15 protein-coding genes are annotated in these 25,589 nt (G+C 65.9%); 7 read left to right on the forward strand and 8 right to left on the reverse strand.

The window, feature by feature from the left end:
- Window positions 1-14: 14 nt before the first annotated feature.
- Window positions 15-1,157: a glycoside hydrolase family 68 protein gene (locus ASG67_RS12690; RefSeq protein ID WP_156460811.1), complete on the forward strand. Its 1,143-nt coding sequence runs from the start codon at window positions 15-17 to the stop codon at window positions 1,155-1,157.
- Window positions 1,158-1,160: 3 nt separating this feature from the next.
- On the opposite strand, the gene ASG67_RS12695 is transcribed toward ASG67_RS12690, so the two are convergent.
- From ASG67_RS12695 to ASG67_RS12730, 8 genes are all read right to left on the reverse strand, one after another.
- Complete coding sequence (locus tag ASG67_RS12695; protein WP_056530788.1) at window positions 1,161-2,201, reverse strand: LacI family DNA-binding transcriptional regulator; 1,041 nt, start codon at window positions 2,199-2,201, stop codon at window positions 1,161-1,163.
- A gap of 100 nt (window positions 2,202-2,301) precedes the next feature.
- Window positions 2,302-4,920 carry a TonB-dependent receptor domain-containing protein gene (locus ASG67_RS12700; RefSeq protein WP_056530791.1) on the reverse strand — a complete coding sequence of 873 codons (2,619 nt, stop codon included), beginning with the start codon at window positions 4,918-4,920 and terminating at the stop codon, window positions 2,302-2,304.
- A gap of 144 nt (window positions 4,921-5,064) precedes the next feature.
- A complete protein-coding gene (locus ASG67_RS12705) occupies window positions 5,065-6,582 on the reverse strand; it encodes a tryptophan halogenase family protein (RefSeq protein WP_056530794.1) in 1,518 nt (505 codons plus the stop codon).
- A gap of 2 nt (window positions 6,583-6,584) precedes the next feature.
- A complete protein-coding gene (locus ASG67_RS12710; protein WP_056530796.1) occupies window positions 6,585-8,546 on the reverse strand; it encodes a glycoside hydrolase family 97 protein in 1,962 nt (653 codons plus the stop codon).
- 83 nt (window positions 8,547-8,629) lie between these two features.
- On the reverse strand, window positions 8,630-11,722 hold the full coding sequence (locus ASG67_RS12715; protein WP_056530799.1) for an efflux RND transporter permease subunit: 3,093 nt from the start codon (window positions 11,720-11,722) through the stop codon (window positions 8,630-8,632).
- Window positions 11,723-11,726: 4 nt separating this feature from the next.
- Complete coding sequence (locus tag ASG67_RS12720) at window positions 11,727-12,761, reverse strand: efflux RND transporter periplasmic adaptor subunit (RefSeq protein WP_156460833.1); 1,035 nt, start codon at window positions 12,759-12,761, stop codon at window positions 11,727-11,729.
- Between the two features lie 20 nt (window positions 12,762-12,781).
- The gene (locus ASG67_RS12725; RefSeq protein ID WP_056530801.1) at window positions 12,782-15,250 is read right to left on the reverse strand and encodes a zinc-dependent metalloprotease; all 2,469 of its coding nucleotides are present in this window, start codon (window positions 15,248-15,250) and stop codon (window positions 12,782-12,784) included.
- A gap of 107 nt (window positions 15,251-15,357) precedes the next feature.
- The gene (locus tag ASG67_RS12730) at window positions 15,358-16,974 is read right to left on the reverse strand and encodes a hypothetical protein (RefSeq protein ID WP_056530806.1); all 1,617 of its coding nucleotides are present in this window, start codon (window positions 16,972-16,974) and stop codon (window positions 15,358-15,360) included.
- Between the two features lie 155 nt (window positions 16,975-17,129).
- Between ASG67_RS12730 and ASG67_RS12735 the strand changes: the two genes are divergently transcribed.
- The 6 genes from ASG67_RS12735 (at window position 17,130) to ASG67_RS12760 (ending at window position 25,285) form a co-directional block, all read left to right on the forward strand.
- Window positions 17,130-18,311 carry an HlyD family efflux transporter periplasmic adaptor subunit gene (locus ASG67_RS12735; protein ID WP_056530809.1) on the forward strand — a complete coding sequence of 394 codons (1,182 nt, stop codon included), beginning with the start codon at window positions 17,130-17,132 and terminating at the stop codon, window positions 18,309-18,311.
- 8 nt (window positions 18,312-18,319) lie between these two features.
- Window positions 18,320-18,988 carry a glycosyltransferase gene (locus ASG67_RS12740; RefSeq protein WP_056530812.1) on the forward strand — a complete coding sequence of 223 codons (669 nt, stop codon included), beginning with the start codon at window positions 18,320-18,322 and terminating at the stop codon, window positions 18,986-18,988.
- A gap of 30 nt (window positions 18,989-19,018) precedes the next feature.
- Window positions 19,019-19,339, forward strand: a complete 321-nt coding sequence (locus ASG67_RS19860; RefSeq protein ID WP_056530815.1) for a glycosyltransferase family 2 protein — start codon at window positions 19,019-19,021, stop codon at window positions 19,337-19,339.
- A gap of 3 nt (window positions 19,340-19,342) precedes the next feature.
- The gene (locus ASG67_RS12750; protein ID WP_056530818.1) at window positions 19,343-20,428 is read left to right on the forward strand and encodes a PilZ domain-containing protein; all 1,086 of its coding nucleotides are present in this window, start codon (window positions 19,343-19,345) and stop codon (window positions 20,426-20,428) included.
- Window positions 20,429-20,612: 184 nt separating this feature from the next.
- Window positions 20,613-21,809, forward strand: a complete 1,197-nt coding sequence (locus ASG67_RS12755) for an HD-GYP domain-containing protein (RefSeq protein ID WP_056530821.1) — start codon at window positions 20,613-20,615, stop codon at window positions 21,807-21,809.
- A gap of 59 nt (window positions 21,810-21,868) precedes the next feature.
- Window positions 21,869-25,285, forward strand: a complete 3,417-nt coding sequence (locus ASG67_RS12760) for an amidohydrolase family protein (RefSeq protein ID WP_056530824.1) — start codon at window positions 21,869-21,871, stop codon at window positions 25,283-25,285.
- The last annotated feature ends 304 nt before the right edge of the window (window positions 25,286-25,589 follow it).

Consider the following 25,589-nt stretch of genomic DNA (forward strand, 5'->3'; position numbering starts at 1 on the left):
ATGGGGGAATGACGATGGCAACCCGGCTAAACGACGACACGATACCCGGTTCGCCGTGGACGATCGATGCGGCCCGCGGCGCGGCCAACCAGCCACGGGCGGCGATCCCGGTGATCGGCCCGGATGACGTCGTGCCGATCGTGCCGGGTCATGACCTGTGGGACATGTGGCAGATCGCCCGTGCCGACGGATCGACCGTGATCGCGGGCGGGCGCAGCTGGTGGTTCTTCCTCGCGACTCCCCAGCTCGACGATCCCGAAGCCCGCCACGACCGCGCGCGTATCCGCCTGACGAGCCACGGCGCCGATGGCTGGCGCGACCATGGCTGGGTGTATGAACCTGGCTTCACGCCCGGCAGCCGCGAATGGTCCGGGTCCGCCGTGCTGGAAGCCGATGGCGAGACGCTGACAATGTACTTCACCGCCGCCGGCCGCCACGGTGGCGCGCCCAGTTTCGAACAGCGCCTGTTCGAAACGCGGGGTCGCTTCACCGTCGATGGCGACACGCCGCATCTGAGCGGCTGGAGCGAGCCGATGGAGTCGTTCGCTGCCGACGACCATTGGTACGCCCGCGCCGACGAGACCGAGGCCCCCGCCACCGGCATCAAAGGCTTCCGCGATCCCGGCTTCTTCCGCGATCCCGCCACCGGCCATGATTACCTGCTGTTCGTCGGCACCGCCGGCTGGACCACCGAGCAGTTGAACGGCGTCATCGGCGTCGCAGAACGCACCGCGACCGGCTGGTCGCTGCGCGCGCCGATGGTGCATGCGCTGGGCGTCAACAGCGAACTCGAACGCCCGCACATCGTGATGCACGCCGGCCGCTATTACCTGTTCTGGTCGACCCAGGGTCGCCGTTTTGCGCCCGGCCTCGGCGCTCCCACCGGACTATACGGGATGGTCGCCGATCGGTTCGAAGGGCCATGGCGACCGATTAACGGCACCGGCCTCGTCGCCGCCAATCCGACTAACGAGCCGTTCCAGGCCTATTGCTGGTGGGTCACCGGCGAACTCGATGTTATCAGCTTCGTCGACTACTGGGGTCTGGGCGACGGCGTGTATCCCAGCGATCCGGCCCGGCGTCGGCCGCGTTTCGGCGGCACCGCCGCGCCATGGTTCCGGCTGGCGATCGACGGCGACCGCGTGACGATCGCCTGACGGTCAGGCGGTATCGCGCAGGATCAGTTCCGGTGTCATCTCCATCGATGGCGCCTCCTTGCCGTCGATTCGCGCGAACAGCGCCGCGACCATCGCCTGCGCACCCGCGACCAGATCCTGCCGGATCGTCGTAAGGCGCGGCACCGTCTGTTCGGCGAGCGGCAGATCGTCGAATCCGGTGATCGGCATCCGGTCCGGCACGTCGATGCCGCGATCCGTCAGAACGCGCACCGCCCGCATGGCGATCACGTCGGATGCCGCGACGATGCCGTCGATCCGGTCGCCCACCTCATCCAGATGCGCCGCGATCTCGCCCGCCATGATGTCGGATGCCAGATGCGTATTAAGCTGCAACGGCGGATCGATCCCCGCCGCCGCCGCCGCATCCTGCAATCCCAGGAAGCGCTGGCTCAGTTCCAGCGTCCGGGTCTCGCCCAGAAACGCGATCCGTCGGCATCCCCGTCCGATCAGCCGCTCGCCCGCCAGCCGCCCGCCCAGCCGGTTGTCGACACCAACGGCGCAATGCACCTGGTCGGGCAGATGGCTGCCCCACACCACCATCGGGCGATAATGCGCCGCGACGCGCTCGATCGCCTCGAACTGGTCCGACTGGCCGATCAACAATACGCCGTCGAGCATCCCGGACTGGACGATGCGTTCCAGCCAGTCGTCTGCATCGGGGATGATCCGCGACAGCATCAGATCGTATCCCGCTTCCGTCACCGCGTCCGCCAGATGGCCGAGCAACGTCATGAAGAACGGATCGGACAGGTGCTGGCGACGCTCGTGGCCCAGCGGCACGACGACGCCGATCACGTTGGTCCGCTGCGTCCGCAACCGGCGCGCCATCTGGTTCGGGCGAAACCCATGTTCGATCGCCAGCGCCTCGATCCGCTCGCGTGTTTCGCGGTTGACGACGGACTTGCCGGCCAGCGCGCGGGACACGGTGCCGGCGGACACCCCGGCGATGCGCGCGAATTCACTAATATTGCGCACGCGCGGCGGCGGCGTGGGAGAAGGTGGCGGCGTGATGGGGTCGCTCATGCCATCCTTTTCGCGGTCGCGGCACCGCTTGGCAATGCCGGCCGGAAAAACCGAAAAAGCGGCGGGACCGGCGTTGTGCCGGTCCCGCCATCAGGGGAGGTCAGAAAACGTAGCGGATCGATGCGGTCACGGTCCGGCCATAGACCGCCGAGTTCTGAAAGATCGCGCTGGTGCTCGACAGCGGGATCAGGCTGCCACCGCCTCGATAACCGAGCTTGTCGAACAGGTTGTTGGCGTTCAGGCCCAATTCCACCTTGTCGACCGGCCGGACCTTCAGGAAGCCGTTGACGAAGGTCGATCCCTTCACCGTGGACATGTTGAAGTCGTCCAGCGGCACGCTGCTCTGCCCGCTGAAGCTCAGGCCGCCCGCCAGGAAGCCGGTGTCGTACGACGGCGACACCAGGAAGATGAAGCGCGGAATGCCACCCGGCCGGTTGCCCACCAGTGCCGCCGTCGCGCTGTCGCGGATCTTGGAGTTGATGTACGTCGCGTCCGCCGCCAGCCGAAACCCGCCCAGATTGAACCGGCCGGTAAACTCGACGCCGTACGACCGGTATCCGTTCGAGATGTTCGGATCGTTGTTCGGTGCGGGCTGGTTGATCCGCGTGAAGTCGTAGTTGTTCTCGGTCAATGTCGACCGGAAACCGGTGACCTCGACCGAGTAATTGCCCGCGAACAGGTCGCCGCGCTGCTTCAGGCCGATTTCCTGCTGGTTCAGGAAGTTGACCGACGTGCTCTTGCCCTGCGAATTGAGCGAACCGTCCGCATTGAAATTGCCGCTCAGCACCCGGCGATCCGCGTTGAAACGACCACCACGGCTGGCGCGGGCGAAGATGCTGGTGCGGTTGTCAAAGGCATAGAGCGCACCGAACGACCAGCTGACGTAATTGTCGCTGTAATCGATGTTTTCGACGGTCGCACCGGCGACCAGCGACGGCAACGTCGCCGTGCCGAGGCCCGCGGTGACGGTGTAGTTCGGCCCGGCCACGCCGCCGATCGCCGTCCCCTTGCCCTTCACGCTATCGAACCGGACGCTGGCGTCCAGGTTCAGGCCGCCACGCTCGTAACCCGCCGACAGGACGCCGGCATCGTCGGTATAGGTCAGGTCGACTGAGCGTGCGCAGCACGATCCCCAATTGTCGTTGAAGCCCGCCTGCCCCGCCGCCGTCAACTGCGTGCCGGTGGTCGAGAACAGCTCCAGCGGCGATGCGTTCTCGCCGTTAACTTCGCTGAACTGACGGTTGACGTGCCAATCCTGCACGATGTTCTGGCTCATGTGGAACCAGCCCGCCGACGTCGACACCTTGCCGCCCAGCGCATCGAACTTGCCGGCGACCGACAGGTTGTTGGCGAAGCTGTTCATGTTGCGCATGCGCGTGTTGATGTTCGGGTTATTGTTCACATAGGCGCCGGTATAGACCTGCCCCTTGTTCGGACCCGCCGCATAACGGACCGATCCGACGACCCCGCCGTTCACGCACGACCCGACGACGCCGTTTGCCGAGAAACCGGAACTCGCCGGCACGAAGCACGACGAGAAGCCGGTCGGTACCGCATTGGTGTTCACCCGGTTGGTCACGTTCATGAACTGCGTCGTGAAATTGCCGCTCATGTCGCTGTAGCGCATGCTGTCGTCGATCGTGATCGCATCGGTCAGCGCATAATGGAACTGGCCGCCGATCGCGGTGATGCGCGGGTGGATGCCCTGAACCTGCGCGTTCTTTACCTTGCCGTCGCGATCGACGAACTGGAACGAACGCGCGTTGGTCGAGTAGGTCGATCCGTCACGCCCGTCGAAATTGGGGAACGGATCGAAATCCGTCACCTTGTTGCCGTCCAGCGTCGCGATCGATGGCGTCGCGGTGTTGGTCGGTGCCTGCTCGTCCAGCCGCTTGAAGTTCAGGCGGATATAGCCGCGATTGTCGGCGAAGTCCTTGGTGACGTTCGCCTTGATCTGGTAACCGCGCAGGATGTTGAAATTCTCGTTGGTGAGGCCGCCGCCGTTGCGGGCATAACCGCCGACATGGAAGCGCAGCGTGTCCGAGATCGGCGCGCCATAATCGAAATCGACGCGGTTCTCGCGGTAACCGACACCCTTCGAGAACGCGACCGAGCCACCCGCGCGGTCGCCGGTCTTGCTCAGATAGTTGATGACCGCGCCCGGCGCCTGCGAGGTGAAGGTGGAGGCTGAACCGCCACGCACCGCCTCGACCCGCTCGACATTCTGATCGAAGCGGATCCAGTAATCGTTGTTGCCGAAATTGATGTCCCCAAACAGCGTGACGGGCAGGCCGTCTTCCTGCAACGCGACATATTCGGAACCGCCGGTCGACACCGGGATACCGCGCACACCGATATTGGCGTTACCGCCGGGGCCGGCTGTATCCGACGGCTGTAGACCGGGAATGTTGCGCAGCACTTCCGCTTCGGAACGCGGCGTGAAGTTCGAAATCGCCTCCTGGCTGACCTGCGAGACCGAGATCGAACTGCGAAACCGCGAACGCTCGCCGGTGGTTGCGGTGACGACGATATCCTCGGCGCCGGCATCCGTCTCCGCCTGCGCGGCGACCGGATCGGCCGACTGCGTGGTCGTGGAGGTGGCACCCGTTGCCGTAGCTGCGGCGGGATCGGTAATCTGTGCGGCAGCGGGCAGTGCCCAGCACGCCGTGGTCAGCGCAATGGCCGACACACAGGATTGCAGCGCGACGTTCCTCATCATGATCCTCCCAGTCAAAATTCCTGCTCTGACCGGCAGGCGAAGCTGAAAGGTACATACTGACCACGCAATCGTTTGCAACAGATTTCTACAAACGATTGCAAAAGACGGCGATGATGAACGTCATTTCATCTCTCAGGCAGCTCTTCAGGCGGCACAGTGGCGGGCGATATAGTCGGCGTGCGTCGGCATCGTCTCCGCCGCCCGCCCAATCGCCCCCGCCAGTTGCTCCACGAACCGACGGCTCGCGGCGGGGTCGGCGGCATAGTCGATCAGTGGATCGCCACCTTCGGGCAGGTTCAACTGCCCCACATGCACCGCCAGCCAGCTCGCTGCCCCGAACAGGTCCATGTCGCGCGCAATCAACCGGCCGTGGCGGCGGAAATGCTCAATCTTCATCGCCAGCGTATCGGGGATCGCCATCGCCGCGCATTGCCGCCACAATGGCGCGTCGTCACGTTGCGTCAGCTTGTAATGCAGGATCAGGAAATCGCGGATGCGCTCGCATTCGGTGATCGCGACGCGGTTATACTCCTCGATCCCCAGCGGCTCGAAATCGCGCGTCGGAAAGAACGCCAGCAGCTTAGCGATCCCCGCCTGGATCAGGTGTATGCTGGTTGATTCCAGCGGCTCCATAAACCCGCTCGCCAGTCCGATCGCGACCACGTTGCGGTTCCAGAATTGCCGCCGCCGCCCGGTCTGGAATTGCAGGAAGCGCGGATCGCCCAGCGCTTCGCCGTCCAGTCCCGCCAGCAGCGTCGTCGCCGCCTTGTCATCCGACAGATGATCGCTGCAATAGACATATCCGTTGCCGACTCGGTGTTGCAGCGGGATGCGCCACTGCCACCCCGCCGCCCGCGCCGTCGACCGTGTATAGGGCGTCAGCACGCCGCCCGGCGCATGCGCGCATGGTACCGCCACCGCCCGGTCGCACGGCAACCAGTGCGTCCAGCTTTCATACCCGGTCTGCAACGCCCCCTCGATCAGCAGGCCCCGAAAGCCGCTGCAATCGACGAACAGCTCGGCGGCCAGCACGCGGCCATCGGTCAGCGTCACCGACGCAACGTGACCGCTCTCGCCCTCCAGTGCCACATCGCCGACCTTCCCCTCGACCCGAACGACGCCGCGCGCCTCGGCATAATGGCGCAGGAACGCGGCATAGAGACCGGCGTCGAAGTGATACGCATAATCGAACGTCGATCCCACGCTGCGTGGATCGACCATCGGCGGCGCGAACCGGTTTCGGCTCGCCGCACCCCACGCCATCGACAGATCGTCCAGCGGCACCATCGATCCCGCCGCCCGCGCACGCAGCCAGTGCTGGTGCACCGCCAGCATGTCGAACGGTTTGCCGAACGTGCCGAACGGGTGAAAATAGCGATGCTCCTGCTTCGCCCAATCGACGAACTCGATGCCTAGCTTAAAGCTGCCCTTCGTCGCGCGCAGGAACTCCGCCTCGTTGATCCCCAGCGTCTCGTTGAACAGACGGATAGGCGGAATCGTGGCCTCGCCGACGCCGACGGTGCCGATATCCTCGGATTCGACCAGTTCGATCCGGCATCCGCGTGGCAGCGCATGGGCCAGCGCCGCCGCCGTCATCCACCCGGCCGTACCGCCGCCGACGATCAGGATGCGGCGGATGCGGCGATCGTCGGCACCGGTCATCTTCAGCGCCCCGCCCGCAACCGCACCGCCGCACCACCCGCCGCCGCCAGTTGCAGCGTCAGCGTGTCGCCGGCACCGACGCTGCGCTCGGTCAGCGCGACCTTGTCCGCCGCCGCCCCGTCCTGCCAGATCGTCGCCGCAAAGCGCCCCTTGCCCAGGAACGCCAGCGGCAACGTCACCGTCCGCGCCTCAGCGCCGTTCATCGCGCCGATGTACCAGTCGCGCCCCTTGCGCCGGGCGACCACGACATGGCTGCCGATATCGCCATCCAGGAACCGCGGCTCGTCCCACGTCGTCGGCACGTCGCGGATGAAGGCGAACTCCGGTTGACCCTGATACGCATCGGGGCTGTCCGACACCATCTGTACCGGGCTTTCATAGACGACGTACATCGCCAGTGCCTGTCCGCGCGTCGTCTGCACCTGTGGCGGGCTGTTCACGGGCGTGAAGTCGCCCGGCGTCCGGTTGCGGAACGCGCCCGGCGTATAATCCAGCGGCCCCAGCACCGTGCGCGTGAACGCCAGGCTGACATTGTGCGTCGCCGTGACGCGCTTCGACCATTTATTATACTCCGCGCCCATCACGCCCTCCTGCGTGACGAAATTGGGATAGGTGCGGTTCAGCCCGGTCGGCTGATAGGCGCCGTGCAGGTCGACCAGCAGATGGCGCTTCGCCGCCTCGGCCACCACGCGGTGGTAATAATCGACCATCACCTGATCGTTCCGGTCCATGAAATCGACCTTGATGCCCTTGATCCCCCAGTGGGCATATTGATCCATTGCCTCGGTCATCCGCGCATCGAGCTGGCTCCATTGCAGCCACAACATCAGGTCGACCTTGCGCGCCGCGGCGTAGCGAACCAGCTCGGGCATATCCAACCCGGCCTGCGTCTTGGTGATGTCGGTATCCGCCGGCGCCGATCCGCCGACCCCGGAATTGAGCGCCCATCCTTCATCGACCAGCATGTATTTCAGGCCCGACGCACCGGCGAAATCGATCAGCTTCTTCAGATCGGCCATGTTCATCGCCGTCTGCGCCCGACCGGGGAAGTAAGGCCCCGACCACCAGTCCCATGCCGACTTGCCCGGCTGTACCCAGCGCCAGTCACCTGTCGCGGGCGGGTTGAGATTGCCGATCAGGTTCGACGCGATCAGGTCGCCTGCGCGATCGGCCATCATCACCACCCGCCACGACGACGTCAGCGGCTGCCCGGCGGCGGCCCGCACCGCCGTCCGCAATTCGCCCGGCAACGGCGCCAGCCGTGTATCGAGGCCCAACCCGCCATCCTCACGCCCGCGCAAATACAGTCCCGCATAATTCGTCAGACCGGCCTCGGCGATCACGAAGCTGGTGCGCTCGCTGCCGGTCTTGCACAGCATGCCGGGGTCGAACATGTGCATCGGTCGCACCTGCGAGACGCGGAGGGGATCATATTCTCCCTCATGACTGCTCGTCGCGCGACCGACGTTCAGGCCCCAGCACCGGTCGTCGGTCGGGAAATAGAAACCTGTCCGCTCCTCCCGGATCGCAATCGGCTGCTCACCACCGGGCAGGCGATAACGAAAGGCGATGCCATCGTCATAGGCACGCAGATCCAGTTCGATCGGCGCGCCCTTACCGGCCGGATCGGCGAGCGAGACGACCAACTCGTTATAATGGTCGCGCGCGCTTGCCGCCTTGGTCGCGACCAGCGGCACCGTGCGGTCGACGGCGGCACGGCGCACCTCGGCCATCCGCAACGCATCCGTCCGCGATCCATCGGTGAAATCGAACCCCAGCGGCGACGGCGCCAGCACTGCCTCACCGCGCCGCGTAACCTCGTATTTCGGCGGGCCGTTGCCGTCCGACGCGATCGACAGCGTGATCGTGCCGTCCGGCGACGCCAGATCGAGCCGGTTCTGCGCCGCTGCCGGCGCAGCAATGACGATCGCGATGCTGGCCAGCAATAACGTGCCCAGTCTCATACATCTCTCCGACAAACCGTTGCTTCGCAACGGTGCATCGGAGGGACAGGACGACCGGTCAAGCGGCGATACGCAGGGTCCCGCTATTCCGCCGGATGGAGAGCCGCATCCAGTTCGCGACCCACCGCCTGCGGCGACCGTGTCCGCCCCGCCAGCCGCGCGTACAGCACCGGCACGACGAACATCGTAATCGCCGTCGCGATGCTGACGCCGAACACGATCACCACGCCGATCGCCGATCGCGACCCGGCGCCCGCGCCGTGGCTGATCGCCAGCGGCACCGCGCCCATGACGGTCGCGATCGACGTCATCAGGATCGGCCGCAACCGCCGGACCGACGCCTGCGCGATCGCCTCGGCCACGCTCGCGCCCTCGTCGCGTAGCTGGTTGGCGAACTCCACGATCAGGATGCCGTTCTTGGCGGCCAGACCGACGAGCATGACGATACCGATCTGGCTGAACAGGTTGATCGTCATTCCCGTCGCCGCCAGTCCGACGACCCCGCCCGCCACCGCCAGCGGCACCGCCGCGATGATGACGACGGGATGCACGAAGCTCTCGAACTGCGCCGCCAGCAACAGATAGATGATGACGATGGTCAGCCCGAACACCAGCCAGATCGAACTGCCCGTCTGCTTGAACGCCTGACTCTCGCCGCGATACCCCACCGCGATGACCTCCGGCGATTGCCGCGCCTGTTCCTCCATGAAGGCGAGCGCCCGGCCCAGCGTGTAACCGGGGGCAAGACCGCCCTGAAAGGTGATCGCCCGCATCTTGTTGAACCGCCCCAGCTCACGCGCCGACGCCGCATCGCGGGTGCGGACCAGATTGGACAGCGGCACCAGATCGCCGGTGCGCGACCGGACATAGACGGTCGCCAACCGCCCCTCGCGGTCACGGCCATTGGCCTCCGCCTGCACCAGCACACGGTATTCCTCACCGTCCTGCACGTACGTCGATGCGCGGCGCGATCCCATCAGCGTCTGGAGCGCCTGACTGACGTCATCGACTGACACACCGAGGTCGCCAGCGCGCTGTGTATCGACGTCGATCAGGATTTGCGGCTTCGATTCGACATAATCGGCATCGAGATTGACGAGGCCGGGATTCTCCCGCGAAGCGGCGAGGATACGATCCCGCGCCTTCGCCAGCGCCGGATAGCTCGACCCGGCGATCACGAAGTTCAGCGGCTGCCCACGCCCACGCCCCAGCGACGACCGCACCGTGGCATTGCCGCGCGTCGCGGTCAGTTGCGATAGTCGCTCCGTCACCAGCCGCGCGACCTGTTGCGACGACACCGACCGGTCCTCCCACGGCTTCAGGAACACGGTCATGCTCGCGCTGTTGAAATCCTCCGACGCGCCGAAACTGGCGGGCAATCGCGCGACGAGGCCACGGACCGCACCGTTCCCGACCATCGGTTCGACCAGCTTCTCCGCCTGCGCGACATAGGCGTCGAGCTGCGCGAAGCCGGTCCCCTCCGGTGCGTTCAGCCGCACCTCGACCACGCCGGTATCCTCCGGTGGCACCAGTTCGGCGTCGATCGTCGTGAACAGCCACCCTGCCGCGATCAGGAACGCCGCCGTCGCCAGCATCGCCGGCCACGGCCGCGCCAGCGTGCGCGTCAGCCACCGCCCGTAGCCGCGCTCCACCGACGCGAAACCGCGATCGACCTTCGCCGCGAACCCGCGCCGCTCCTGATGCTTCAACAGCTTGGAACACAGCATCGGCGCCAGCGACAGCGCGAGCAGCCCCGACAGCGCCACCGCCGCGATCATCGCCACCGCCAGCTCGCGGAACAGCAACCCCGTCTGCCCGGCGATGAACATCACCGGCACGAACACCGCGCAGACGACGGCGGTGGTCGAGATGACGGCGAACCCCACCTGCCGCGTACCCAGATACGACGCGACCAGCGGATTCTCGCCGCCCTCTATCCGGTGATGGACATTCTCCAGCACCACGATCGCGTCATCCACGACCAGCCCGATCGCCAGCACCAGCGCCAGCAGCGTCAGCAGGTTGATCGAATAGCCCAGCCCCCACAGCACCGCGAAGGTCGCCAGCAGGCAGATCGGCACCGTGATCGCCGGGATCAACGTCGCGCGCCAACTGCCCAGAAACAGGAAGATGACCAGCACCACCAGCACCGCCGCCTCGGCCAGCGTATGCCACACGCCCTCGATCGCGCGTTCGATGAACAGCGAGCTGTCGGAGCCGACCTGCACCGTCACGCCGCGCGGCAGATCGGGGGCCATGTCGACCATCATCTGCTTGGCCGCCTGCGCCACCGCCAGCGTGTTCGCGCCCGACTGGCGGACGATGCCCATGCCGATGCCGGTCTGCCCGTTGAAGCGGAAACGGGTGTAGGGATTCTCCGCCCCCTGCTCGATCCGCGCCACATCGCCCAGCCGCACCAGATAGCCATCGGCGCCGCGCCCGATCACCAGCGACCGGAAATCGGCCGGCGTCACGAACCCGCGCGTGACGCGCAACGATACGTTCTGCTGGCTCGCCTCCAGCCGCCCCGCCGGCAGCTCGACATTCTGCGTCCTCAGCGCGGTTTCCACGTCGCGGGGCGTCAGCCGGAACGCGGCGAGCCGGTCGGCGTCCAGCCACACCCGCATCGATGGCTTGGCCAGCCCGACCAGATTGACCTGCGCCACCCCGTCCAGCGTCGACAGTCGATCGGCGATCACCCGATCGACATAATCGGACAGCTTCATGCGGTCCCATCCGGGCGCCTGCACGACAAGAAACAGCACCGGCTGCGAATCCGAATCGACCTTGCGCACCTCCGGCGCCAGCGCCTCTTCGGGCAGGTCCTGCGCGGCGCCGGCCACCCGGTCGCGCACGTCGTTGGCGGCGGAATCGATGTCGCGGCCGGGGCGGAATTCGATCGAGATGTCCGATCGCCCGTCCGACGATCGGCTGGTGATCGTCTCGATCCCCTCGACCCCCGCCAGCCGTTCTTCCAGCGGCTGGGTGATGCGGCTCTCGATCACCGCCGCCGCCGCGCCCGTGTAGGTGGTCTGCACCGACACCACCGGCGGATCGGTATCGGGATATTCGCGCACCGACAGGTTCATGAAGCCGACCACGCCGACGATGGTCAGCAGGATCGCCATCACCGCCGCGACCACCGGCCGCCGGACGGAGAGATCGGAGAGCATCATCGCGTCAGCCGCCCGCCCGCGGTGCCGGCGCGCCCTGCACGCGGACCCGCGCGCCGTCGCTCACCTTCACCACGCCCTCGACGATCACCTTCGCATCCGCCGGCAGGCCGCGTATCTCGACCAGCCCGTTGTCGCGCAAGCCCGTCGTCACCGCCGCCCGCGCCGCCTTGTTGTCCTTGCCGACGACATAGACATATCGTTCCGACCCCTCCCCCACGATCGCCAGTTCAGGCAGAGACGCCGCCTCCCGCGTGGCGGCATCGACCCGAACGGTCAACAACATGCCCGGCTTCAGCGCCCGATCGGGATTGGGCAACAACGCGCGGACCAGCACCGCCCGCGTCGTCGGATCGATCACCGGATCGATCGTCGCCACCACCCCGCGAAACGCACGCCCCGGAAAGGCGGCGGCGGTGGCGTCCAGCGCCTGCCCCTTGCGCAAGCTCGCCAGCATCGTCTCCGGCACCGAGAAATCGAGCTTGATCCGCGAAACGTCGCTGACCGTCGCGATCACCGTCCCCGCCCCGACGATCGCACCCTCCGAAATCGTCCGCAGCGACACATACCCGCCGAACGGCGCCCGGATCACCCGGTCGCTGATCTGCGCCCGCGCATCGTCGGCGGTGGCGCGCGCCTGTTGCGCCGCTGCCGTCTGCTGTTCCAGACTGGCCCGCGTCACGAAACCACGCCCGGTCAGCGATTCGATCCGCCCCAGCTGCGCCTTCGCCTGTCGCTCCGCCGCCAGCGCCCCCGCCAGCGACGCCTGTTCCTGCCCCTGCGCCAGCACCGCGATCACCTGACCCCGAGCAACATAGCCGCCATCGTCGAAATGCAGCCGCTCGATCCGCTCGGTCACCGGCGAGGCGAGTGTCACCTGTTCGTTGGCACGCGCGGTCCCCACCGCCTCGATCCGATCGACGAAGCGATGCGGCGCGGGCGCGGCGACGCGCACCAGCGGCGGCTGCGACTTCGCCCGTTCAGATCCACCCTTGCCGCATCCCGCCAGCGCCAGTGCCAGCAGGGATGCGGCCATCCTCATCGTCATCGATCGCATCACCCTCAATCGCCGAACCAGCCGGTATCGCCACCGATCGGCATCCCCGGCGGGATGGTCGGCACCGCCTGACGCTTGTCGAGTTCGCGCGTCAGCTTGTCCTCGTCGGTCAGCAGCATTGCGACATGGCGGCTCCACGCCCCGTCCTCGCCGCTACCCGCTTTGCCCAGCTTCGTGGCGATCCCGCGCAGCCGGTCGCCCAGCAGCGCCGCCACATCGGGCGAGGTCGCACCGTCACGGGCGGTATCGGCCATCGTCATGATCGTCCGATACGCGATCCGCCGGCCGACCGCATCACGCCGCGCATCGACGGTCGCGGCCACCAGCCGGTCGAGCAGCGGATCGACCCCCGGCATCCCCGCCTCGCGCCGATGCTGCTCATACACCCGCGCCAATCGCGCCGGGGCGAGCAGCGAATCCAGCGTCACCTGCGCCGCGACATCGGCGGCGACCAGCGGGTCGAACGCGGCAGCCCCGGCATTGCGGAACACCTCCTGATCGAACTGCACATCGCCGCGCCCGTTCATCGGCGACGACAGCGGCATCACCAGCGTCGCCGGCACCGTCAGCACATCCGCCGACAACGTCCCCAGCATCGCCCCGATCGCGGCATCCTGTACGGCGGCGGTAACCGGCACGGCGGGCGGGTGATTGTCCCCCGCCACGGCATAGGCATAATCGATGCCGCCGACCAGCTTGCCCACCGCATCGATATCGTACCGATGCAGCAGCCACACCGGCACGAACTTGCGACGCAGATCGGACAGCGCCTCGCCTTGGCGCAGCACGCCCGGCCCGAACTGCGCGATGGCAATACGGCGCACTGCCATCATGTGGTTCAGCGAGGCAACCGGGTCAGGCCCGTCGTCCCACATGCTCCCCCACGGACTGGGCGTATCCGATGCGCGGCCGTCGATATCGGTGATGAAGCGTACGCCCTTTGCCTGGATCGCCAGCGCCTTGGCGCGCGCCGCCACGTCGGGATCGGTGCCCGGCGCGGGATCGGCATAAAGCCAGTCGATCGTGAAATCGTCCCACGCACCACCGCCCGGCGCATAGGCTTCGGACAGGTCGATCTTGCCGTCGGTCAGTTTGATACGCGGCCCCGGATAATCCATCACCGTCGTGCGGCCCTGCGTGCTGCCCGCGAAGTTGTGCATGAACCCGATCGCGTGGCCGACCTCATGCGCGCCCAACTGGCGGATGCGGTCGAGCGATGCCTTCACCAGATCGTTGCCGCCGCCGGTGCCGTTCTGCGCGGTGCCGACCAGCCCCTCGAAGATCGCCATGTCCTGCCGCACGCGCAGCGCGCCGATCACGACATTGCCTTTGATGATCTCCCCCGTCCGCGGATCGACGATGCCGCCGCCATACGACCAGCCGCGCGTCAGCCGGTTCGACCAGTTGACCATGCTGTACCGCACGTCAAGCGGATCGGCGCCCACCGGCAGCATTTCCGCCCGGAACGCATCGATCAGTCCCGCCTTGTCGAATGCCGTCTTCCAGTAATTCACGCCCTCCAGCAACGCGGTGCGGATCGGCTCCGGCGCGGCGCGATCGATGTAGAATATGATCGGCTTCTTCACCCGCGACCGCGTGGCGGCGGGATCGACCTTTTCCAGCCGGAAGCGGTTGGCGAACTGCTGCACCACATCCTCACCCAGCGGCGTGCCATAGTCGTAATATTGGTTGCCGCCCGCCGCCGAACGGATGTCGAACTTGCGCGACACGAAGCCCGGCGCCGGCAACCGGACGAAGCTGTGATGCACGGTGAAACCGATCTGGCGCGGTTCGGCGGCGATCCGCTCCACCTCACGGCCGGGCGTGTCGCTCTGATAGGTCTGGAGTGCGTCCACCTCGATATTGTCGGGAAACACCTTCACCGATCCCGGATCGGCGGCGCTCAGCCCATCGACCAGCCGGAAACCCTTGCCCGCTACCGATCCGCCGCCCGCCCCGGCCAGCGCCCAACTGGCGTTCAGCGAATCCGCGATCCCCATCGTGTCACGGGTCAGGAACGGCGCGATATCCACCGTAACGCCGCCGCCGGGTTCGGTCGATACGATGTCGAGCATCGCCATGATGCTGGTCGGGAAACTGGTGCGGCCACCCGCCGCCACGCCGGCATCGCCAGTGGCCCGGAACTGGTGATTCTCGAACGTCACCGCTACCTTCTTGCCGATCCGCCGGAACGCAACGATGTGCTCCGGCCCGAGCATCCCACGATCCAGCCTCAGATTGGCGGAGCCGATCCCGGTGCGCAGGGACGTAGCATAGATAAAGCGCCCCGATGCTCCATCAGCATCAGCGGCCGGCAACGTCACCAGAATGCGCCCATCCGCCGCGACCGCCTTCACCGGCAGCAACCCGCCGGCGGTCATCACCGCCTGCTGCGCCGACACCGGGCCGGCACCGACGCCGGCTATCGCCAACGCCATCAGCCCGACCGCCGCACTCTGCCTGATACCCCGCATGGCATCGCCCCTTTTTTGCTGCCCTGCAGCGAAGCTAGCACGATCGGTCGGACTGTATACGGCAATATTCCTAACCTATCGATTTTTTGGCCAGCGATATCCAGGCATCAGTGCTTCTCCGCATAGTCGAGCACGCCGCGCAGCTTGGGCGTGGCACTCAACGGCTGCCCAGCATATTCACGCAGACCCCACGCACCGTACCGGCTGATCGGCCCGGTCGCGGAATATAGCGTGAAGACATCGCCGGTCAGTACGTTCCAGTCGGTCAGATACTGGCGATAGATCGCTTCCATCCGGGGATCTCGGTTCATCACCGCCAACCGTTTCTGATTATCCGGATCGATCTGATGCTGACCGCCTTCATAGGCGATCAGGCGCTTGTCCCACTTATCGGCCAGCGCCTTATATTCTGCCGACTTGACCGCGATCTGCCGCTTCGCCTCGGCGGCCAGCGCCACCATGTTGGCATCATGGTCACCCGTCAGGTGATCGGTATCCACCTTGAAATACGGTGCGATGGCGATCGCGTCGATCTGTCCGGCGGCCGCCCCCTTGTTCCATTCGAAGATGTTGGCGCCCACCCACGCATTGTCCGCCTGCGTCGCGGCGACCCGGACCAGATCTTTGGGCCGATCTTCGAAGACCTCCGCCCAGATCGGCATTACCTCGGTGATCTTTTGCGCATATCGATAGACGTTCGCTTGAAAACGAGTGTCCGACAGCTTGCGCTCCTGACCTTCGCGTTCCGCCTGACCCGCCTGACCGAACGAGTAATTCCAGACCTCGTTCGATATCTCGACATATACCGGCTTGCCCGCCGGGATGCTGTCATGGACCAATTGCGCCATGCGGCGATGATAATCGGCGTCGGCATTCCACGGCACCGTGAACCACGGGCTGGAGCCATTGGCATTGGCGAGCGCCACCATGTTCTCGATCGACGTGCTGTCGCTGCCGCGCTGGACCAGATCACCCGGCAGACTGCGCGTCGCCCATGTCACCGATGCCGGATTGCTGTTGGCCGCCGACATGTCGAGGAACCGCAGCACGCCGAACGGCTTCAGATACGCCAGCAGCGAAGGCGCGAACTGAGCATTGTTCGCAAGCCCGACCTGCCGGCAATCCATCGCGCGGATCGGATTGGCGGCATCCGACCGGTCGATGCTGATCCAAACCCGATTGGCACTGCCGATCGCCTTCCCCCAACGGAATTGCAGGCTGTGATTGCCCACCCGAAGATCGGATTGCATGCCACCGGCACCCACGATCCCCTTCCCCTGCCACGTACAGCGCGTGACCGCGGTTGCGCTCGTCTGCGCATCGGCGGGCGGGTTCAGGATCGATACGACGCCCGGCGCCGCCGCCGACCCATCGACCCCCTTCGGAAAACCATCGGGCCGCAAGCGCCCATTGTCGATGCCACCCCACCCAGCCGACGGCACCAGCCAGCGCAACCCGAACAACTGGTTCGCGTAAATCGGCTCGCCGCCATAATAGGTAACGCCCGCCACATTGATGCCCAGCCGATCGCGCGGCGCAGCAGGTTTTCCACCGACGGCAGATACCGACGCGACACTGCCGTTGTTCGCGGGGAAACGGTTCTTGAAGAAACCCGCGATCGGCCGAACGCCAAGTACCATCGTAACGCCCAGAACAGCAACGACTGCGATGATCGCCAGTAACTTCCACGCGCCATTCCGGGCGATACTTGTCGTCGATGCCATATTGCTTCGCCCTGACCGGTTGATCCACGCTGAGGGGCTAATGTAGCCGCGTTCCGCCGTGGATGGCGACCCGTCACCGTCGATAACGTGATGGTAACGCGTCTATCCTATACAACCATTTAGAATAGTATCAGGCCGTAGCATACGGAATTCGCATGATAAAATTTCAAACCATTGCCCGATCACGCGTCGCACGGCTCATCTTGGTCGGCTCGCTATTTGCCACCAGCGCCTGGGGATTCGCCCCCTATGTGTTCAACGACGTCTCGACTCAGGCGTCGATCAACGCGCCGCTGATCCGGCTGACCTCGGCGACGAACGGCACCGTATCGCGGCTGCCGAACGACGGTCGCTATTTTCCAAGGCCGACCGCGATCACGCTGGTCGCACTGTCGCAGAACACCGGCCAGATCGCTGATCTGCGCGCCAAGGCCGATCTGGCACAGGCACAGATCGACCTCGCCGTTCGGCAACTGGCCGAATTGTCCGCGCAGGGAAGCGACCTCCGCCACCGCGCCTCGATCTTCTCAACCACGATGAACGCCCGCCTCGCCCACGATTACGAAGCGGCTCAGTCGACGCTGCGCAGTTGCCGCGCGGAGCGCGCAGAGCTCGCCGTTACCCGCAGTCGCGTACAGAAACTGACCGAACAGGGCTTCATGGCGGCCGCCGCCATGCAAAAAGCCGATACCGCCAGCGCCATCAAGGACAACGAGTGCCAGAGCGCGGAGGCCGGCATCCATTCGCTGGCCATCACCCGGTCGGCCGCGCGCTCGGGCGTCTTCCTGGGCGATGGCTATAACGAGGCGCCCTATGCGGTGCAGCAGGCCGATCGCGTCCTGCTCCAGCGACAGGCGATCGAACGCATGCTGAGCGACGCCACTGCCGAACGCCGCGACACCGGCCTGCGCCTGAAGGATGCCCTCGCCCGTGCACAATATGTCGCCCCCGCAGGCACGCTGGTCTGGGCGACGCTCGCCAGCACCGGCACCGCGATCGGCGAAGGCGCGCCGATCCTCGACCTGCTCGATTGCCGCCGTCGCTTCGTCCAGGTGTCGCTGCCCGAGCGCAAGGCAGAGGCGGTGGCCCCGCACAGCGAGGCCGACATCCGGCTGATCGGCTCCGGCGAGTGGCTAAAGGGTCATGTCGTCAACATCACCGGCGCGGCGGGCCGCCGCCGGCAAGACCTGCTCGCCGCCGCCACCCTGTCGCTGCCCGCCGCGCGCGAGGTGATCGTCGATGTCGCCCTGCCACCGCCCGGCGCGGGCCAGCCCGATACCGGCCGCAATTGCGACGTCGGCCGCATGGCCGAGGTCCGCTTCAACCGCCGGTTCTGAGCACGTCCATGCCCGGCAGTACCGTCATCGCGCCGCTGTGCCTGCTGCTCGGCTGTCTGCTGCTCTTCGGCAAGATCCGGTATTCCCGCCCCGGCATCATTCTGACGGTCGTGGTCGCTGTCGGCCACTACCTCATCTGGCGGCTGACCGACACGATCGACTGGCACAGCGGTGCTGCCAAGCTTTGGTGGCCGCTGACCTGTCTCACGGTCGAACTGGCGGCGCTGTTCGATGCTGGGATCTTGCTCATCCTGCTGTCGCGACCGACTGATCGGTCGCGGGAAGCGGACGCCGGCGAGCGCCGTCTACGCGCGTCATGGGCTACCGACGCGTCGCTGCTGCCCCCGGTCGATGTCTTCATCACCACCTACAACGAACCACGCGAAGTGTTGGAAAAGACGATCGTCGGCACCCTGTCGCTCGAATGGCCGGACGCGCGCATCTGGGTGCTGGACGACGGGCGCCGGCAATGGGTCCATGATCTATGTGCGGCCAAGGGCGCCGGTTACATCACCCGCGACAATAATCGCGGGGCGAAGGCGGGCAATATCAACCACGCCCTCACTCAAACGCAGGCACCATTCGTCACCGTGTTCGATGCCGATTTCGTGCCGCGTCGCGATTTCCTGATGCGCACGATGGGCTTCTTCGAGGACGCGCGCATCGGCATCGTCTAGATCCCGCACAGCTTCTACAATCACGATCCGATGCAGGCCAATCTCGGCCTGGAACAGGCGATGCCCGACGACCAACGGTTCTTCTTCGAAGGGATCATGCCTGGCCGCGATGGCTGGGACGCCGCGTTCTGCTGCGGCTCCAATTCAGTCACCCGCCGTGCGCTCTTTGACGAAATCGGCGGCGGCCTACCTGATGGGTCGATCACTGAGGATATGCTGCTGACGCTGTCTAGTCTGCGCCGTGGCTATATCACTCGCTATCTCAACGAACCTCTTGCCTTCGGCCTCGCGCCAGAAAGCACGGCCGCCTTCTTCGTCCGGCGTCAGCGATGGGCACAGGGCGCGATCTAGATCATGCACCTGAAACTTGGGCCGCTGGGGCCAGGACTGAAGCTGCACTATCGCTTCATGTTTCTGCCGACCGCGTGGATCACGCAAGGATTGCAATCGGTCTTCACGATCATCACGCCAATCATGTTCCTGCTGCTGGGCTTGGTCCCGATGACCGGCGTCGATGTGAACGCGTTGATCTATTACCTCGTCCCCGCCCTGATCGCGCTGGTCGGCGGCATCACCCTGCTTGCGCCACGGCTCTATTATCCGCTGGCGGCGCAGATCCTCGGTATGTTCCAGACCTTCCGCATACTGCCCGTGGCGTTGCAGGCGCTGTTCCGTCCAAAAGGCCTGATCTTCAAGGTGACGCCAAAGGGCGCGAACGCCGGCAGCGAAAGCTGGCAAAAGGCGATCCTGATCGCCGCGATCACCCTGATCGGCCTGACCGCCGCCGGCATCGCGATCAACATGTCGCCCGATCACCGGATCGTCGAGGATGGCAGCCTCGTTGGCGCCGTCGCCTTTTGGTCGGCGATCAACATGATCCTGCTGTTGCTGGTCGCGATGATGTGCCTTGAACGCCCCCGGATGCGCGGCGAGGAACGCTTCCCCATCATCCAGCCGGTCTCGATCCTGGGGGAGCGCGGCGCGATCGTCACCTCCTCGCGCGGCGACATCTCCCTTTCGGGCCTCGGCCTCGATATCGCCGCGACCGGCGACTTCACAATCGGCGAGCGAGTGCAGGTGGTCGTGCCGGATGTCGGGATCGTACGCGGCATCGTCCGCCGGGCCGATCGCCGCATCGGTGTCGCCTTCGATTTCCAGTCGGAACAGCTTCGCGACCGTCTGATCGTGGCGTTATTCACCGGCCGTATGATCAACACCGGTGAGCGTCCGTCGACGCTGTCGGTCGCGCTGGCGATGCTGCAACGCCTGTGGTCGGCCCGGCTCGACGTCGCACCAGCCCCGGTCGCCTTCCCCTCGGCGGAGATGGTCGAAACCAGATTGTCGCCTGCGACCCGCGTCTTTCCGCCCGCGCCAAAAATAACTCCGGTTCAACAGGATGACATTGCCCTCCTGCCGCAACGACTATCGAAGACCGGATAGGCCCGATGGGCGATAAACACCGACCCATCGACCGGAAAACCCGGTCGTTTCCTATGATGAACCTTGATAGTGGGAGACCGGCGATGTCAGGAGTTACTAACGGCAATCGCCCCATGCCGACCAAACGACCAGGTCGGTCGATCCCTTCTGCAGTTTGTCTCAATATCCATGCCGGCACTCCGTCATGCTGAAATCGATCCGCGCGCAAGACGCGACGCTTGGCATGTATGTCCAGTCGTTCGGCGGCAACTGGCTGTCGCATCCGTTCTGGAAAGCAAAATTCCTGATCTCGTCACTGGACGATCTCGCCAAGATCCGGGCCAGCGAAGTCGCGGTCATGATCGACACCGCCAGGGGATGCGATATCGCGCCGCCGCCTGCGGCCCGGCCCCTCACTCCCCCCGCCGGCCGGTTCGGCCGCGCCGGGCAAAAACGCGTGGTCGATCTGGCCCAGCGTTCGACCAGCGTGGTCAAATCGTTGTTCGATGACTGCCGGCTCGGCCGGACCATCGATACCGCCGACATCCTGTCGACCGTCGACGACATCGCCGATGTGCTGGTGCACGATCTGTCCGCGTTCATCAGCGTGACACGACTGAAGGCAAAGGACGATTACACCTACACCCATTCGGTCGCCGTCTGCGCCCTGATGATCAGCCTGGCACAGGAACTGGGCGAGCCGGCAAAGGTCGTCCGCGAACTCGGCATGGCCGGTCTGCTGCACGATCTCGGCAAGACCGCCGTGCCTGACGCTATCCTGTTTACCGCCAGCCCACTCACGGCGGCGGAGATCGCCGAGATACGACGGCATACCACCCATGGTCACGTCATGCTGTCGCAGGCCAGCGATGTGCCGCCCGTCGCGCTCGACGTGGCCCTGCATCATCACGAGCGGCCCGATGGCACAGGATATCCGTTCAGATTAAAGGGAGATGCGATCAGTCGGGCAACGCGGATGGCCAGCATCTGCAACGTCTATGACACGCTCACCTCGATTCATCCCGATCGGAAGGGACTGTCGCCGATGGCGGCAATCGCCGCGATGGAGGCATCGATTGGAGAGTTCGACCCCGACCTTCTGTTCCGGTTCATGCGTCAGTTGGGCGTCTATCCGGTCGGCAAGCTCGTCAGGTTCCGCAGCACGCGCCTAGCGGTGACGATGCCCGCCGTTCGCGACGGACTCGGCCCCGCCTTCCGCACCTTCTATTCGACCGTCGATACCCGGTTCATTCCTTATGAGGACATCATCCTCAGCAACGACCAGAGCAACGCCGACGCGATCAGCGCGGCGGACCCCGGCGCCTGGTTCTCGGCCGACTGGCCGACGATGGCGAGCAGCATCGTCGAGGGGAAGGAGATCGGCCGTCAGGATGCCGCATAATCGATAGACCCCGGCGCGCGATCGGTTAAACCTGCGCGCAACAAGGGGATATCATCACCGTGAAGCACCGCGCACTGACCGCCATCGCTCTTTGCCTCGTCGCCGGCGAGCTTGCCGCTCAAACGCCGCCGTCGCCCGCCAAGCCTGTCGAACAGACGCAGGCGCCCGAGGATCAGGCGACCGCGCCGCCGCCGGTAACCGCCCCGTCCGCCTTGCCGGCGCCCATCCCCGCCGCGAGCATGCCCCCCGCCACAGCAACCGCCGCAAAGCCGCCGGTGTGGGACGTCTCCAATCCCCGCGGCCTGAAAACGCGCGAAGTGCGCCTGCAGGTCGACCAGGGAAGCTGGATGAATGTCGATGTCTCGCCCGACGGTCGCCTGATCGCGTTCGACCTGCTCGGCGACCTCTACACCATGCCGATCGCGGGCGGCACGCCGACGCGGATCGCCGACGGCCTCGCCTTCGAACATCAGCCGCGCTTTTCGCCCGATGGCCAGCGGATCGCCTTCACCTCCGATCGCGGCGGCGGCGACAATATCTGGGTGATGAACGTCGACGGCACCGACAAGCGCCAGGTGACGAAGGAGGATTTCCGTCTCCTCAACCAGCCGACCTGGAGCCCCGATGGCCGCTTCATCGCGGCCAAGAAGCATTTCACCACCGGCCGCTCGCTCGGCACCGGCGAAATCTGGCTCTATCATGTTTCCGGCGGCGGCGGCGTGCAACTGGTCAAGCGCGCCAGCGAAGTTCTGCAAAAGGAACTGGGCGAACCCATCTACGCCCCTGATGGCAAGAGCATCTTCTACACCCGCAATATCTCTCCCGGCCCGATCTTCGAATACGCGCAAAACTCCAGGCAAGACCTGTTCGACATCGAACGCTACGACATCGACACGGGTGAGGTGACGACCGCCGTGTCCGGGGTCGGCGGCTCGGTCCGCCCGACACCGTCGCGCGACGGCAAGCGGATCGCCTTCGTCCGGCGCGAAAACAACGTCAGCAAGCTGTGGGTGAAGGACCTCGCCACCGGCGTCGAGCGCGTTGTCTATGGTCCGCTCGACCGTGACGTGCAGGAAACATGGGCCGTCACCGGCGTCTATCCCGACATGGCGTGGACGCCGGGCGACGGCGCCATCGTCTTCTGGGCGGGCGGCAAGCTGCGGCGCGTCGCGCCGGACGGGTCGAGCGCCGCGATCATCCCGTTTCGGATCGACGATACCCGCGTGATCGTGGATGCCGTCCATCCGCAGGTCGCCGTCGCCCCCGATCGCTTCGCCACCAAGATGCCGCGCTGGGCCACCGTATCGCCCGACGGCCGCACCATCGTCTTCGAAACGCTAGGCAAGCTGTGGACGAAGCCTGCCGCCGGCGGCACCGCCAAGCGCCTGACGCGCAGCACCGACGAACTGGAATTGTTCCCCAGCTGGTCGCGCGACGGCCGCCAGATCGTGTTCGTCGGCTGGACCGATGCCGGCCTCGGCCAGATCCGCACCATCTCCTCCACCGGCGGCAGCCCGCGCACCGTGACGACCGTGGCGGGCAACTATCGCCGTCCGCGCTTCTCGCCGGACGGCAAGATCATCGTGTTCGAACAGGGCGAGGGCGGCGGCCTGACCGCGGCGCGCGGCAATCCCGGCAGCGGCGCCTACCGCGTCGCCACCAGCGGCGGCGCGCCGATCCGTATCGCCAATGACGTCGCCTCCCCGCAATTTGGCGCGTCCAACGACCGCGTCTTCCTGATGGCGACCGAAAAGGACAAGCGCCAGCTCGTCAGCACCGACCTGACCGGACAGGACCGCCGCGTCCATGCCGCGGGCGAACTGGTCAACGACTACCAGATTTCCCCCGCCGGCGATTACGTCGCCTTCCGCCAGAATTACGAAGCGTTCGTGATGCCGCTGATCCCCGGCCGCCAGTCGGTGGAAACGGATGCGAAGGGCGGCCCCCTGCCCGTCACCCGCGTCAGCGGCGACGGCGCGGACTTCATCAACTGGTCGAACGACGGTCGCCAGGTTCACTGGAGTGCCGGCCCCACCCTCTACACCGCCGATACCGCCGCCCTGTTCCGCAATCAGCCGTTGCCGGCCGGTGAGGAAGCGCCGAAGTTCACGCCCCCGCGCACTGGCACATCGCTGTCGATGGACATCGCCGCCGACAAGCCGACCGCCACCGTCGCCCTTACCGGCGCGCGCGTCGTCACGATGGCGAAAGGCGACGGCGGCATCATCGACGACGCCACGATCCTGATCCGCGGCGACCGGATCGTAGCGGTCGGCCCGCGCGCCACGGTCACGATCCCGACCGGCGCGAAGACGATCGACGTCACCGGCAAGACAATTATCCCCGGCCTGGTCGATGCGCACGCGCACGGACCGCAGGGCGATGACGAGTTGGTCCCGCAACAAAACTGGTCGGCGATGGCGAACCTCGCGCTCGGCACCACCACCATCCACGATCCCTCCTCGCGCTCGGCGGAAATCTTCCCCGCCGCCGAAATGCAACAGGCCGGCATGGTGCTTGCCCCGCGCACCTTCTCGACCGGCGAGATCGTCTATGGCGCCAAGGCGCCCGACGTGTACGCGCAGATCGACAAGTACGAAGACGCGCTCGCCGTCATCCGCCGGCTGAAGGCGCAGGGTGCCCACAGCGTCAAGAACTACAACCAGCCCCGCCGCGAACAGCGCCAGATGGTCGTCGCTGCCGCGCAAGCCGAGAACATGGAGGTCGTGCCTGAGGGCGGCTCGCTGTTCACCCTCGACATGAGCCTGGTGCAGGACGGCAACGCCACCGTCGAACACAATGTCCCGCTCGAACATTTCTACGCCGACGTCGTCAGCCTGTGGTCGCAGACGACGGTGGGCTACACGCCAACCTTGGTGGTGGCCTATGGCGGGCCGGCCGGCGATCCATATTGGCGTGCGCATAGCGACGTGTGGCGCCATCCGCTCCTCAGCCGCCACGCCCCGCCCGCGCTCCTCGCCGCCCAGAATGCTCGCCGCGAGATCGCGCCAGAGGAGGATTATGTCGACGGCGCCACGGCGCGTGAGGCGAAGAAGCTGGCCGACAAGGGGGTGCCCGTCGCGATCGGCGCGCATGGGCAGCAATCGGGCCTCGGCGCACATTGGGAATTGTGGAGCTTCGTCCGCGGCGGCTTCACCCCCATCGAGGCACTCCGCGCCGGCACGATCGCCGCCGCCACCTCGCTGGGCTATGCAAAGGACGTTGGTTCACTGGAGCCCGGCAAGCTAGCCGATCTCGTGGTGCTGAACGCCGATCCCACCACCGACATCCGCAACAGCGACAAGGTCGCGCAGGTGATGCTCGGCGGCCGCCTGTACGACGCCGCCACCCTGAACGAGGTCAGCACCGGCACCCGCCAGCGCCGGCCCTATTGGTGGGAAGGTGGCAAGGGCGGCACCGACACCGGCGTGCGCCTGACCGTCGGCCATGGCTACGGTCACGACGATATCGACTGAGGGTGCTCAGTCCGTTTCCCTGCTCGGCGCGGGCAGGGAAACGGCCGGCACCGTCATCACCCGCACACCGTCATCACCCGCACACCGTCGTCACTCCCCGATCCGTCATTCCGGCGAAAGCCGGGACCCATGGTCGCGGCGCACTTGGATAGCGGTTGTGACGGATGCCGATGTTCCCTGTCCATGAGTCCCGGCTTTCGCCGGAATGACGGATGGATAAACAGGCAAACTTAAGAAGCGACAGATCGAGAATTGCCCGAACCAATCAGGCTTCAGCCACGCTCACCCATCCTCCCTCACATCC

The organism is Sphingomonas sp. Leaf339 (assembly GCF_001426195.1).
Classification (GTDB): Bacteria; Pseudomonadota; Alphaproteobacteria; order Sphingomonadales; family Sphingomonadaceae; genus Sphingomonas.

Bases quoted from the DNA above. Each gene is read 5' to 3' on its own strand.
- ASG67_RS12750 (WP_056530818.1), top strand. From the start codon at position 19,343: ATGCACCTGAAACTTGGGCCGCTGGGGCCAGGACTGAAGCTGCACTAT.
- ASG67_RS12710 (WP_056530796.1), bottom strand. From the start codon at position 8,546: ATGAGACTGGGCACGTTATTGCTGGCCAGCATCGCGATCGTCATTGCT.
- ASG67_RS12725 (WP_056530801.1), bottom strand. From the start codon at position 15,250: ATGCGGGGTATCAGGCAGAGTGCGGCGGTCGGGCTGATGGCGTTGGCG.
- ASG67_RS12695 (WP_056530788.1), bottom strand. From the start codon at position 2,201: ATGAGCGACCCCATCACGCCGCCACCTTCTCCCACGCCGCCGCCGCGC.
- ASG67_RS12740 (WP_056530812.1), top strand. From the start codon at position 18,320: ATGCCCGGCAGTACCGTCATCGCGCCGCTGTGCCTGCTGCTCGGCTGT.
- ASG67_RS12720 (WP_156460833.1), bottom strand. From the start codon at position 12,761: ATGAGGATGGCCGCATCCCTGCTGGCACTGGCGCTGGCGGGATGCGGC.
- ASG67_RS12690 (WP_156460811.1), top strand. From the start codon at position 15: ATGGCAACCCGGCTAAACGACGACACGATACCCGGTTCGCCGTGGACG.
- ASG67_RS12705 (WP_056530794.1), bottom strand. From the start codon at position 6,582: ATGACCGGTGCCGACGATCGCCGCATCCGCCGCATCCTGATCGTCGGC.
- ASG67_RS12735 (WP_056530809.1), top strand. From the start codon at position 17,130: ATGATAAAATTTCAAACCATTGCCCGATCACGCGTCGCACGGCTCATC.
- ASG67_RS12755 (WP_056530821.1), top strand. From the start codon at position 20,613: ATGCTGAAATCGATCCGCGCGCAAGACGCGACGCTTGGCATGTATGTC.
- ASG67_RS12730 (WP_056530806.1), bottom strand. From the start codon at position 16,974: ATGGCATCGACGACAAGTATCGCCCGGAATGGCGCGTGGAAGTTACTG.
- ASG67_RS12700 (WP_056530791.1), bottom strand. From the start codon at position 4,920: ATGATGAGGAACGTCGCGCTGCAATCCTGTGTGTCGGCCATTGCGCTG.
- ASG67_RS19860 (WP_056530815.1), top strand. From the start codon at position 19,019: ATGCAGGCCAATCTCGGCCTGGAACAGGCGATGCCCGACGACCAACGG.
- ASG67_RS12715 (WP_056530799.1), bottom strand. From the start codon at position 11,722: ATGATGCTCTCCGATCTCTCCGTCCGGCGGCCGGTGGTCGCGGCGGTG.